Source organism: Pseudoalteromonas sp. SG43-7 (assembly GCF_014164295.1).
In the GTDB taxonomy this organism is placed as follows: domain Bacteria; phylum Pseudomonadota; class Gammaproteobacteria; order Enterobacterales; family Alteromonadaceae; genus Pseudoalteromonas; species Pseudoalteromonas rhizosphaerae.
Window position 1 is genome coordinate 76211 of sequence record NZ_JACJEY010000011.1, and the last position, 12934, is coordinate 89144.

Consider the following 12934-nt stretch of genomic DNA (forward strand, 5'->3'; position numbering starts at 1 on the left):
CTTAAATCCCCTTGCCTATACTCGCCATTTCTTGCGCTATACCTGTAACAATCGTTAATGAATGCTTACTTTTTGAACCATATTCAATAGTAGTGGAAACTTGCACCATATTGCATGAAACCCCAGCCGTATAGCTATAGGTACGCGGGCAGTTTAATTCTAGCTGGCCGTTGTTCAGGTTGTTAAGAATACTTTTCATATCACTACCAGATAATGATATGTCTTTTTCTTTTATAGTAATGACAGAGGTATCATCAGTTTTTGTTTCATTTGGTGTAAGAAAAAAGCTGCTTGCAGCTCCTTTTGCTGCCTCTGTTGCAATTACTTTTTGCACTTCGCCTACTAATTCATTTTCAGCAACTTCTCGCTCTTGTGCGGCATTGGTAATTTTAATATCAATAGTACTGCTACTCATCAAAGTAACGGCAATACCGGTTACGGCAACAACCATGATCAATGCTACAATTAACACCACTCCTTGCTGCCTATTTTGTAACATATTTAAATTTTCCATAGATTGCCCCCAACGTTACTTAAACGAATAGTAGTGGTGAATACGGTGCGTCTGTAATTATCATCAAATGTTAATTCTCGCTTACCCGAACCTTCTCCAAGTATATATTTTTGATTATTAATTTTAATGCCAGGGTCGGGTTGCAGTGTTCTTACCAATAAAAATAGTTGTACGGTTAAAATTCCTTTACGATTCTCCCAATCAGTCGGTGTCATATCTGCGATACTTTTATAGGTATCAACTCGGCTATCGTGTGTAGTATCTAGACCAAACATAAAGCGCATATTTTCAATGCCTTCCATGATAGTTTCTGTATTCATAGAACCAGCCTTTTCTGGATTCATAGAACCAGCCACTAAACGTTTTCGCATTAGTGCAGGTACAGTAATACTTCTATTATTTACTGTATAAGTTTGCTCGGAAATATAATAAACATGATGGCTATAAGGCCATATTGTGGCATTACCGTTGGTAGGGGTGTACTTACCTGTTACAAACATGGCATTTTCTTGCTCTGCAACAAAGTAATTAACCTTGTCTATCGTTTTATTACTGTTATTAGCAGCATTATACTGGGGATCTCCCTGTAAAAATTTAAGTTGTAGAATATCAGAATCTTTAGCTGCATCGCGGATGCAATTTAGCTCATTGTTACTTTTGGCTGTTTTTGCGTAAATGGAGCGAAAGTTACTGCTGCTGTTTAAATCTGGGAAACTGCCATTATTTAATCCTTCACGACAGTCAGGGGCTTTGACAGCTGAACTAACGACTGTATTTGCTGAAGTAAACGAATCATCGTAAAATGTTCCCCAAAACCCAACTTGCTCAATATCTCGTTGCATAATATTTATAGCTAATCGGCCAGACTCTTGTAACTCCCCTATAGCCATAGTGTCTTTAGTGGTAACTTTCATACCAATATAAGTAAACATAACACCACCAAGTATAAGCCCACCAATGAACAAGGAAATCATCACCTCTATAAGCGTAAAACCTGTTTGTTTCATGTTAGCTCCTCACATAAATATAGCTGGTAATGACCACTAAGCGACGCCTTTTATCAGCTGTACCACACGCAACACTCTCTGTATCTTTATTTGCGGTAAACTCTTGGCGTCCTTGCCAAGTAATGATCACTTCTAAATTAAACCCTTTCCCTCCAGTGCCAGCGACTGCCTCAGGATTAATACATACTGTTGCATTATCTAAAGAACCAGTATTTTCTCGTGCACGTATTGCGCGTTTCCATTGTTCAATGTCATGGTTTGCAATCTCCCCTGCATCGCAACTGCCACTAAAACAAGTTGTCGATGAGTTTGCCTCAGCTTCACTACTTCTAAAATCTTTTTTATAAAGTTTTACTAACTGAGGTGTATCATTTGCTCGTATCCGTTGAATAATGTCATTACCTAAAGCAACTGCTGCTGCTCGTTGCATAGAGTCGAAGCTGGCTTGTTTTGCTTTTGCTTGTAGTGCGACCGCACCGAGCAAGCCAAAGCTTAAAATCACAAACGCAATTAAAACCTCAATTAACGTAAAACCATGTTGCGATGTATGCTTGATGGACCTCATAGTACACCCAATATAAAACTATCTGATTATAAGGATATGCTAATAATATGTAGATACAAGATGGGTTAGGATGAACGGTTATATTTGTTGATGAATGGTTAACTATGCATTTTTGCTGCAAAATTTAATGTGTTTAAAGATGCTCTTTTACTGATTTATAGGCGCGTCTACTTACTGGTAATAAACAACTACAACCTTCTAATAAAACCACATGACTGCCATCTTCAGCTTTTTTTAGAGCGATTAGCCGGGACAGATTGATCACTATCTTGCGGTGAATTCGTAATAACTGTGTAGGATAATCCTGCTCGAGTTGTTTTAAGCTTTGATCAAGCAATGCCTCACCGTTAGTAAAAACTAAACGCGTGTATTTCTCTTCCGCTATGACATAACACACATCCTCTAATGCCACACTGCGTGTCACCCCCGCAAGCTGATAACTGATTGCCGCTGGACGTTGCTTTTGTAGATGGGCGCGCGTTAAACGGCCTAGTTGATCTATTGCTTTTGCTAAATTTTGCTCCGTCACAGGTTTTACTAAATAACCCGCAGCACTGAGTTGCAATGCTTCTAAGGCATGCTCAGGATGAGCGGTGACGAAAATAATAGCTGGAGGGACAGACAACTTATTCAATTGTGTTGCAACTTCTAAACCGCTCATAGCAGGCATATCAACATCCAGAAATACAATATCAGGAGCCTGCAGCTTCACTTGTTGCAAAGCCTCGTTGCCATTACTTGCTTGTGCTGCATGGTTATAGTCTGGGTAATGAGCAAGTAATCGCTGTAAGCGAGCACGTGCTAATGGCTCATCATCAACTATGAGTACCTTCATGCTTGCTCCTTGGCATTATTAATAGCCAGGGGCAGCACTAACTTGACCCGAAAAATATCACCTCGTGTTGTCATTGTCAGCTTTGCATGACCTTGATAATAAAGATCTAACCGCTGGCGAATATTATTCAGTGCCATACCATTTCCTGAGCGTTTTTGCTGCTGCGACGAGATTGGGTTTTCAACTAAAATGACTAACGAGCGTTTACTAATATGTAACTCGACATAAATTATAGCGCCAGTCAATGAAGGCTCAACACCGTGACAAACAGCATTCTCTAGCAGTGGTTGTAATGTTAAGCACGGAATAGTTATCTCTGGCAATTGCTCCGGTAATTGCCAGTTGACTTGTAAACGATCAGCAAACCGCCAACTTTCAAGCGCAATATATTGCTGAGTCAGTGCTATTTCATCACTTAGTGCAGTCTCTTTCCCCACTCGCATTGCCGCTTGAGATAATGCCGCGAGCGCTAAAATCGCTTGCTCTGCAGCTTGAGGATCATAATGTGTAAGCTCCGCTGCGGTATTGAGGCTGTTGTATAAAAAATGCGGACGAATACGTGCCTGTAAGGCATCTAGCTCTGCGCGAGCCAACGCATTAGTTTGCTGGTCTTTTTCAAAATGAATAGTTAAAAATTGAATAAATAATGCGGTGACTAAAAAAGCGACTAATAAGTTTCTTAAAATAAACTGATAAGTATGTTGTTGTGCAATAAAGTCGCCTCCATAGGCCACTAACAATCCGCTGAAAACCGCCGTTGTAAGTAGTAATGAAGCCATTAAAGCACTTAATTGCCAAGGCTGACTCAAGTATGCAAGTGGTTTACGTAGTAAGTAAAGCCAAGTTAGACTAGACAAAAATGTGAGATGTAAAAACAGGCTGATCCCGCCGAGGCGGATCCAAATATCATCCGCAGTTGCAGGAGCGAAAGCTAGTATAGTGGCGATAACTTGCGCAACGACTAAGGTAGCAAGTACGCCGCGTTCTTTAAACAGCGCCGCAAAAAGCAAAGTATTGGTTTGCACCGACTTGCTCATTGCGCGCTCCTTAAAAATGTCCTGTCAGTACGCTAAGGTTAGCGTAGCTCAACGGGTACAGCAAATACGATATTTTCTACTTCGCCTGGGTTTTCAATAACCTGTTTACCGCCTAATTCTTTAAGGCGGTTAATCACTTGTTGTACAAGCACTTCAGGGGCTGATGCACCCGCGGTAACACCAACCGCATTGACATTAGTAAACCATTGATCTTCAACATTACTGGCGTCATCAATTAAGTAAGCAACAGTACCCATTTTATCAGCAAGTTCACGTAACCGATTTGAATTTGAGCTATTTTTAGCACCAACAACTAATAACACATCTACTTTATCAGCTAGGTCACGTACCGCATCTTGGCGATTTTGTGTGGCGTAACAAATATCGTCTTTACGTGGGCCATCAATCGCTGGAAACTTACTTCTTAAGCCATCTATAACATCTGCGGTATCATCTACCGATAATGTAGTTTGGCTACAATAAAATAAGTTATTTGGATTTTTCACGTTTAGTTTGGCAACATCTTCAGGCGTTTCAACTAAATAAATACCACCTTTAGCGTTATCGTATTGCCCCATGGTGCCTTCAACTTCAGGGTGACCATGATGACCAATTAAAATACACTCGATACCTTTACGACTAGCGCGGGTCACTTCCATATGCACTTTAGTGACCAATGGACATGTTGCATCAAATACTTTTAAATCTCGACGCTTAGCTTCACTGCGTACAGCTTGTGACACGCCATGGGCACTAAAAATAACAATGCTGTCGTCTGGCACTTGATCCAATTCTTCAACAAACACCGCACCACGTCTTTTCAAACCATCTACCACGTAGCGGTTATGGACAACTTCATGGCGCACATAGATCGGTTTTTCAAAGATATCTAACGCACGTTCAACGATACTAATCGCACGGTCGACTCCCGCACAAAAACCGCGCGGATTTGCCAATAAAATTTCCATTACCCGTTCACCTCTAAAATATCAACTTCAAAAGTTAAACGTTGACCTGCAAGCGGATGATTAAAATCGATGGTCACAGACTCACCCTGCACTTCACGAACAACTCCTGGTAATTCGGTACCATCAGGTTGAGTAAACGCAATAATAGAGCCAATTTTTGCCGGCGTTTCTGGGCCAAACTTACTACGGTCTACATAGTAAATATTATCTGGGTTTGGTTGACCAAAAGCATCTTCTGGCTCAAGTTCAAATGACTTGCTGTCACCAGACGCTAAACCAAATAAGCATTTTTCAAAGTTAGCCGTTAGACTACCATCACCCATCGTTAATTTTGCAGGCTTATTATGCACTTTGGTTGAATCTGCCGCAGAGCCATCCGATAGCTTAATTGAGAAATGAAAAATAACCTCTGATTTTTCACCTATAACTGCTTGGCTCATGCTTTTTGCTCCTTAGGACTTTCGCCAGTAAAGGCATCAAATAATAATAATGCGGCACCAATACAAATCGCACTGTCGGCAATATTGAACGCAGGGAAATTCCAGCTTTCATAATAAAAGTGTAGAAAGTCAATCACATAACCATGGCTGATACGGTCATATAAGTTGCCAATTGCGCCCGCTAATACTAACGAATAAGCACTGCATAAAATTTTATTAGTGGCAGGTAAACGCTTTAGCCACCAGATCAATAATACGCTGATTGAAATAGCAATAACGCTTAAAAACCAACGTTGCCAACCACCCGCTTCACTTAAAAAACTAAAAGCTGCGCCATAGTTATGAACATAGGTTAGATTGAAAAATGGCAATATATCAATTGATTCGCGTAAATTCATGGTTTTAACAACCAGTGTTTTACTGGCAAAGTCTGCTACTAAAAGTAGCAAACTTAACCAAAGCCACACTAAACCACTTTTTTGGGCTAGTTTGCTCACTTCCTACTCCTATGCGAATTGGCGTGTTTCGCCTTCGCCATCTACGTTGCTAACACAACGACCACAAATTTCTGGATGCGCAGGATTTGCACCTACATCATCACAGTAATGCCAACAACGTTCGCACTTTTGTGCGTCGGTAGCTGATACGCTGATGTATAAGCCATCAATTTCAGTTGTTTGAGTTGCATCTGGTTGTGCATCAACAGCTGTAACAGTAACGTTAGATGTTAAGAATACAAAGCGAAGCTCATCACCCAAAGCTGCTAATTTAGCTGCAAGCTCTGCATTGGCAAAAATATTCACATTAGCTTGTAGTGTCGCACCGATCACGTCTTCTTTACGTGCACCTTCTAACACACGGTTTACTTCAACACGCACGTTTAGAATCGTTAACCAATCGTCATTACTAAACTGGCCTTCGCCAACCGCTTTTAAGCCATCATACCAAACTGAGGTAAACACATATTGGTCACGCTCACCTGGCAGTGCTTGCCAAATCTCTTGCGCGGTAAAGCTCATGATTGGCGCCATCCAGCGGGTCATAGCTTCGGCAATATGATATAGAGCTGTTTGACATGAACGACGGGCATGACTATCGCTTTTCGCTGTGTATTGACGGTCTTTGATCACATCTAAATAGAATGAACCAAGCTCACCAGTACAGAAGTTCATTAGCTTTTGCGTTACTTGGAGCATTTGGTAACTTTCGTAAGCCGCCAAAATTTCATCTTGTAATTGCGCCGCACGGCCAACAATCCAACGATCAAGTTCAACCATGTCATCAATAGCTACTTGGTCAGTTTTAGGATCAAAACCACTTAAGTTAGCGAGTAAGTAACGGCTAGTGTTACGAATACGACGGTAGCGATCCGCAGAACGGTTGAAGATTTCATCTGATACGGTCATTTCTGCAGTGTAATCAGTTGAAGCAACCCACAAGCGTAAAATATCTGCACCGAGTTTATTCATCACATTCTGTGGTGAAATAACGTTACCTAGCGATTTTGACATCTTACGGCCGTTTTCATCAACAGTGAAACCGTGAGTTAGCACTTGACGATATGGTGCATGACCATTAATTGCCACTGACGTCATCATTGATGACATAAACCAACCGCGGTGTTGATCTGAGCCTTCTAAGTATAAATCAGCTGGACCAACTAAATCTTCGCGAGCATCAACCACACAGGCGTGCGTTACACCAGAATCAAACCATACATCTAATGTATCTTGCACTTTCATGTATTGCTGAGCATCAGCTTCACCAAGTAAAGTTGCAGGCTCTAAGTCATACCATGCTTGAATACCGGATTTTTCAACCAGCAAGGCTGCTTTTTCAATCAAAGCTTGAGTATCAGGATGAAGAGCACCGGTGTCTTTATCAACAAACAGTGCAATTGGAACACCCCAGGTACGTTGACGCGAAATACACCAATCTGGGCGACCTTCAACCATGTTTGCTATGCGGCTTTCGCCCCATTCTGGCAACCACTGAGTGTTTTTAATCTCTTTTAATGAATCTTGGCGCAAATTAGCTTGATCCATACTAATGAACCACTGCGGCGTTGCACGGAAAATAATTGGCGTTTTATGACGCCAGCAATGCGGGTAACTGTGCGTTAAGGCATGGTGATGCATAAGCGCATTACGCTCAGTCAGCACATCAACTACACTCGCATTGGCTTTGAATACATGTTGACCTGCAAAAAGCTCAGTGTCAGGTAAATAAACACCATTTGCACCAACCGGGTTAGCCACTTCTAAGCCGTATTGTAGACCTGCCACGAAATCTTCTTGACCGTGGCCAGGTGCTGTATGCACGATACCCGTACCAGAGTCAGTAGTAACATGATCGGCCACAATCACTGGTACATTAAAATCGTAAAATGGATGTGCCACTTGTAAATTTTCAAGTGCTGAACCCGTTACATAACCTAATACGTGAAAGTGCTTAAAGCCGTAGCGATCCATTGCATCTTTAACTAGCTCTGACCCTATAATCAAACGCTGCTGCGCGCCGTCATCATCAACTTGCACTAAGGCATATTCTAGTTCAGCATGCACGGCAACCGCACGGTTAGCTGGCAGTGTCCATGGTGTAGTTGTCCAGATCACTGTACTGACAGTACCTTTACCTTCATGATCGGCTTTTAAATCAAAGGCACTAACAACGGCTGCTTGATCAACAAACTCAAAACGCACATCAATCGCTGGTGATTGCTTATCTTGATATTCAACCTCAGCCTCGGCCAAAGCAGAACCACAATCAGTACACCAATGCACAGGCTTTGCGCCTTTGTGTAAATGGCCTTTTTCGATGATACGTCCAAGCACACGAATTGCGTTTGCTTCGAAGTCAAAATTCATGGTTAAGTAAGGCTTATCCCAATCAGCAAATACGCCTAAACGTTTAAAATCAACTTTTTGGCCTTCAACTTGTTTTTTAGCGTATTCACGACATTTCTCACGGAATTCTGCAGCCGTGACTTTCACGCCTGGCTTACCCACTTTTTTCTCTACCATTAATTCAATCGGTAGACCATGGCAATCCCAACCAGGTACGTAAGGCGCATCAAAATCAGATAAGGTTTTTGATTTAACAATAATATCTTTTAGAATTTTATTTACTGAATGACCTAAATGGATATCGCCGTTCGCATACGGAGGGCCGTCATGCAAAATAAAGGTTTTTTTACCTTTCTTAGCGTTGCGAATTTGACCGTACAGGTCGTCTTCATACCATGTCTTAAGCATTTTTGGCTCACGTTGTGCCAAATTGCCGCGCATTGGAAACGTCGTTTCCGGTAAATTCAAAGTATGCTTGTAGTCGCTCATTAATCCTAGTTTCCGTATCGGCTACCTAATTTAAACCAAAACACTGTTTAGCGGCAGCAACATCAGTTGCTATTTGTGCCGTCAATTGTGTTAATGTCTCGAATTTTTTCTCATCGCGAAGCTTTTTAATTAACTCCACGTGCATAAACTGTCCATAAATATCTTGCGCAAAGTCGAACAGATGAACTTCTAATAATGCGCGTGTTCCATTAAATGTGGGTTTGTTGCCAATATTTGCAACCCCATACACTGTTTTATCGTTTAACGTTACTTGTACCGCAAACACCCCATTTACAGGGCATACTTGCCGCTTTAACGCAATATTTGCAGTCCTAAACCCTAATTCACGACCGCGTTTCCAGCCATGAATCACTCGCCCTGATATTGCGTAATCATGACCTAGCATCGCTTTGGCTTGCGCTAACTGACCTTCAGCTAATGCTTGGCGGATCAAGGTGCTGCTTACTCTAGCATTTAATTGCCGAAAACTCGCGGTGCTTTTTACATCCATATGAGCCGCGAGGCCCATTTTTTTTAGTAAATTAAAGTCACCTTGACGTCTTTTACCAAAGCGAAAATCATCACCTACGGTTAGCGCTTTGACACCCAACTTGTTGATCAGTATCTCTGTTACAAATTGCTCTGCTTCCATATTGGCAAATTGCTGATTAAAACTAATACAAATTACCCGTTCAACGCCTAACTTTGCTAACAGACCTAGCTTATCGCGTAACCGCGTTAATCGAGCTGGCGCATTATCTTTGGCAAAAAACTCTTGTGGCTGAGGCTCAAATAACATTACCGTACTCGGTAAGTTATATTTTTTAGCGTCATTGAGTAATCCATTGAGTACTTCACCATGACCTAAGTGCACACCATCAAAATTACCAATGGTCAACACACAACCATAATGCTGTGTGCGAATATTGTGGATACCTCTAATTAACTCCATGCCACCTAATGCCTTTGTAAGCGTTATGTACCGAGTAAAATTTCACTTGGGTTACAGAATCACCGATTATACCCAAACCACCTCAAGATGCGAGTTTCAGTTGATTTTTTTAGTCTGATTGAGCACTAACAACGTTTTTTATGGTATTTAGTCTTACCCCGAGTAAAAACAACACTAAAAAGTACACCCCCCCTGCCAGAGCGAGTAAACCTATCAATAAAACAACTTGCTCACTAAAATGCCACTGACGCCATAAAAACTGTGTCGCAGCGTACCAAACTACAGCCCCCATCAATAAAGCGGCGAGCAAACATTTGCAGGTAAACAATAAACTAAAACGCGAAAACTGATAAACCTGCTCTTTGCTTAATTGACGATAAAGCAGATACGCATTACAACTGGCCGACATTGAAGTCGCAAGCGCCAATCCTAAGTAACCTATAAACGGTGCTAACATAATATTAAAAACCATGTTCAACACCAGCGTAATAATGCCAATACGCACCGGAGTTTTAGTGTCTTGACGTGCATAAAATCCCGGCGCTAAAACTTTGATCAACATAAAACTGACAAGCCCAACAGAGTAAGCCATCACCCCTAAACTCACGGCCTGAACATGATCGACATCACCTTGACTAAACGCGCCATGATCAAATAGCACAGAGATGATTAACGGGCTAATGATCATCAAACCAATCATCGCAGGTAAGCCTAAAAAGATCACAAACCGCACTCCCCAGTCTAAGGTGTGCTGAAAATCGCTGCTTTTTTCGCTGCTATGTAATTTAGATAGCGCAGGTAAAATAACCGTCGCGATACCAATGCCAAATAACCCCAGTGGAAATTCGATTAGCCGGTCAGAATAATATAACCAAGCAATTGACCCTGTCATTAACAATGACGCTATCATGGTATCAAGCAGTAGATTAATTTGACTAATAGATACCCCAAACAACGCCGGTAACATTAACTTACGGACTTTTTTTACATTTTCGTCCTGCCAGGCCCAACGTGGTTTACTGAGCATTTTCGCTCGGTACAGAAACGGCAATTGAAACAATAACTGCACCACTCCACCGACAAACACACCAATGGCTAGCGAATAAGCACCAACCGAGAATTTATCGTGTAATAAGATTGCACAGGCAATAATCGAAATATTCAACAGCACTGGCGTAAAGGCCGCAACAGCAAAACGATTATAAACATTCATCACCGCGCCACTGAGTGCAACAAGACTTACAAAAAATAAATAAGGGAACGTTAGCTTAAGTAAACTACTGGCTAATACAAATTTTTCACCGTCTGGGCCACCTTGCCACCACTCAATAAACCACCCAGTACCAAATAGTGCTGCAATAACTGGCGATGCAATTACACCGATAATAGTTACAACCAGTAAAATAGTACCAAGTGTGCCAGCGGCTTGAGCAACAAACAGCCTGACTTTGTCGTCTCCTTGTTGCTGTTTAATTTCCGACAAAACGGGCACAAATGCTTGCGCAAATGCCCCTTCAGCAAATAAGCGGCGTAAAAAGTTGGGAATGCGATTAGCAAATAAAAAAACGTCGGCGGCAGCACCTGCGCCAAGTAAATTTGCGACAACAGCATCTCGCACTAATCCTAAAACACGCGATATCATTGTCATTGCACTTACAATCATACCGGAACGAAATAATCCTTTTGCCACACTAAACCTGCTTTAAAACCAACGATAAAACCAATTATGCCACAGTCTTTTTTATAAATCGCTCTAAAGCACTAGGCTGAACTCACCGCCTTTGTTACAATAGCGGTATTAACTGTGCTAGAGCGGCAAATTGATGTTCGTTATATAGGAGCAGTTTTTCTTGGTATGTCAAATTTTTATTGACATTCACGATTAAAAAAGGCATATTCCACGGCCTTTAAATTAAGCTTATTTTAAGATTGTTAGGAGCAAACCTTGGCTAACATCAAGTCTGCAAAAAAACGCGCTATCACTAGCGAAAAAAACCGTCAGCATAACGCAAGCCGTCGTTCAATGATGCGTACATACTTCAAAAAAGTAGTTGTTGCTATTGAAGCGGGCGACAAGGAAGCTGCACAGCAAGCTTTCGCAGTTGCTACACCTATTTTAGACCGTTATGCAACTAAAGGTCTAATTCACAAAAACAAAGCAGCTCGTCATAAGAGCCGCATAGCAGCTAAGATCAAAGCGCTATAATTTGTTTTTGCTAGAATATAAAAAACCGGTCTTGACCGGTTTTTTTATATCTATCATTTAACGCTTAAAATTATTTAAACACTGTTGTTGCGTTAAACAACGTCTAATTCTGGATAAAACTTTTTCAACATTGCCGCTATTTTCTTCGGTGTAAATGGTTTTACCACAAATCCTTTAGCCCCTTTATCGATTGCATCTTTAACATTCTCAACCGTTGAGTGAGCCGATACCATAACGACATTAGTTTGTGGGTTTATTTCATTGATCTGCGCGATAATCTCTTTACCATCACCGTCTGGCAACTCAATATCTAAAAAAATAATATTATAATCGGCCGCTTGGCAAGCACTTATACATTGCGCAGCTGTCGACGCTTCTCTAACATTTTCAATACCTAAGTGCATTAATGTTTGATGGAGAAAGCTGCGCACTGTTCCCACATCATCCACTATTAAAATTGAAAGCTGCGTATTCATTGTTGATCCCCGTAGGTTATGAACTAGGTTTAAGTTATTATGCTTAATAACTTTTCTAATTTAATAATCTCATTATAGAGAGCTCTGCTTAAAAGGCCAGATTTGCTTTATGTCAAATAATATAAAAAAACAATCCTTGCTAGGAAAAACGCCTCAACGAAAAAAACCAACGGCACCAACTAACAAGCGAAAAGCGCCTGCTCAGGCAAACGTCACGCAAGCACAAACACAAACTGCTAGTAGTGAATTAGCTGAAACAAAAAAAAGCCGCACAGGCATTATTGTAGCGGGTGTTATTGTGTTTGCTATTTTAGTTATCCCCAAACCACAGTTATTAACCTATGAAAAATTAGGATTAGTAACGCAAAGTGTATATTGGCCGGGACTGTTTGGTTATGGCGCCATGTTATTTGACTCAAATTTGCAGCCAAATGCCGATTTAGCGCGTAATAGCCTTTATTTATGTCAAAACAATAAGCAACCAGATACTTGTCAAAAATATCGAGTAACCGAACAAGCCGGCTTTTTTTCTGCATTACAAAAATTAATTTTGGATTAAAAAAACTAATCTGAAAATATAAAATTACTTGGTTGAAAGG

The 12934-nt window shown here is 41.1% G+C and carries 14 protein-coding genes; 2 read left to right on the forward strand and 12 right to left on the reverse strand.

The annotated features are described in order from the left end of the window. Position 1 precedes the first annotated feature (1 nt). The 11 genes from H5200_RS07085 to murJ all read right to left on the reverse strand — a co-directional run bounded on the left by H5200_RS07085 (position 2) and on the right by murJ (position 11301). A complete protein-coding gene (locus tag H5200_RS07085) occupies positions 2-514 on the reverse strand; it encodes a pilus assembly protein PilX (RefSeq protein WP_182761219.1) in 513 nt (170 codons plus the stop codon). Further along, entirely contained in the window at positions 502-1521 is a 1020-nt protein-coding gene (locus tag H5200_RS07090) for a PilW family protein (RefSeq protein WP_182761220.1), read from the reverse strand. The genes H5200_RS07085 and H5200_RS07090 overlap by 13 nt, the downstream gene beginning before the upstream one ends. Position 1522: 1 nt before the next feature. After that, entirely contained in the window at positions 1523-2086 is a 564-nt protein-coding gene (pilV, locus tag H5200_RS07095) for a type IV pilus modification protein PilV (protein ID WP_182761221.1), read from the reverse strand. A gap of 133 nt (positions 2087-2219) precedes the next feature. Beyond that, entirely contained in the window at positions 2220-2921 is a 702-nt protein-coding gene (locus H5200_RS07100; protein WP_182761222.1) for a LytTR family DNA-binding domain-containing protein, read from the reverse strand. Further along, positions 2918-3958 carry a sensor histidine kinase gene (locus H5200_RS07105; RefSeq protein WP_182717084.1) on the reverse strand — a complete coding sequence of 347 codons (1041 nt, stop codon included), beginning with the start codon at positions 3956-3958 and terminating at the stop codon, positions 2918-2920. The genes H5200_RS07100 and H5200_RS07105 overlap by 4 nt, the downstream gene beginning before the upstream one ends. Positions 3959-3996: 38 nt before the next feature. Continuing rightward, complete coding sequence (ispH, locus tag H5200_RS07110) at positions 3997-4926, reverse strand: 4-hydroxy-3-methylbut-2-enyl diphosphate reductase (protein WP_182717083.1); 930 nt, start codon at positions 4924-4926, stop codon at positions 3997-3999. Further along, positions 4926-5366, reverse strand: a complete 441-nt coding sequence (gene fkpB / locus H5200_RS07115) for an FKBP-type peptidyl-prolyl cis-trans isomerase (RefSeq protein WP_145237262.1) — start codon at positions 5364-5366, stop codon at positions 4926-4928. Before fkpB ends, ispH begins: the two co-directional genes overlap by 1 nt. Beyond that, the gene (gene lspA / locus H5200_RS07120) at positions 5363-5863 is read right to left on the reverse strand and encodes a signal peptidase II (protein WP_145237265.1); all 501 of its coding nucleotides are present in this window, start codon (positions 5861-5863) and stop codon (positions 5363-5365) included. The genes fkpB and lspA overlap by 4 nt, the downstream gene beginning before the upstream one ends. 9 nt (positions 5864-5872) lie before the next feature. Then, complete coding sequence (gene ileS / locus H5200_RS07125) at positions 5873-8701, reverse strand: isoleucine--tRNA ligase (protein ID WP_182761223.1); 2829 nt, start codon at positions 8699-8701, stop codon at positions 5873-5875. A 25-nt stretch (positions 8702-8726) separates the two neighbouring features. Then, positions 8727-9653 carry a bifunctional riboflavin kinase/FAD synthetase gene (ribF, locus tag H5200_RS07130; RefSeq protein ID WP_182717080.1) on the reverse strand — a complete coding sequence of 309 codons (927 nt, stop codon included), beginning with the start codon at positions 9651-9653 and terminating at the stop codon, positions 8727-8729. A gap of 109 nt (positions 9654-9762) precedes the next feature. Continuing rightward, positions 9763-11301: a murein biosynthesis integral membrane protein MurJ gene (gene murJ / locus H5200_RS07135; protein ID WP_338052649.1), complete on the reverse strand. Its 1539-nt coding sequence runs from the start codon at positions 11299-11301 to the stop codon at positions 9763-9765. A gap of 297 nt (positions 11302-11598) precedes the next feature. On the opposite strand from murJ, the gene rpsT reads away from it, so the two are divergent. Continuing rightward, entirely contained in the window at positions 11599-11859 is a 261-nt protein-coding gene (gene rpsT / locus H5200_RS07140; protein WP_145237275.1) for a 30S ribosomal protein S20, read from the forward strand. A 92-nt stretch (positions 11860-11951) separates the two neighbouring features. On the opposite strand, the gene H5200_RS07145 is transcribed toward rpsT, so the two are convergent. Continuing rightward, entirely contained in the window at positions 11952-12335 is a 384-nt protein-coding gene (locus H5200_RS07145) for a response regulator (protein ID WP_145237278.1), read from the reverse strand. Positions 12336-12444: 109 nt separating this feature from the next. Between H5200_RS07145 and H5200_RS07150 the strand changes: the two genes are divergently transcribed. Then, the gene (locus H5200_RS07150) at positions 12445-12894 is read left to right on the forward strand and encodes a hypothetical protein (protein WP_182717079.1); all 450 of its coding nucleotides are present in this window, start codon (positions 12445-12447) and stop codon (positions 12892-12894) included. The last annotated feature ends 40 nt before the right edge of the window (positions 12895-12934 follow it).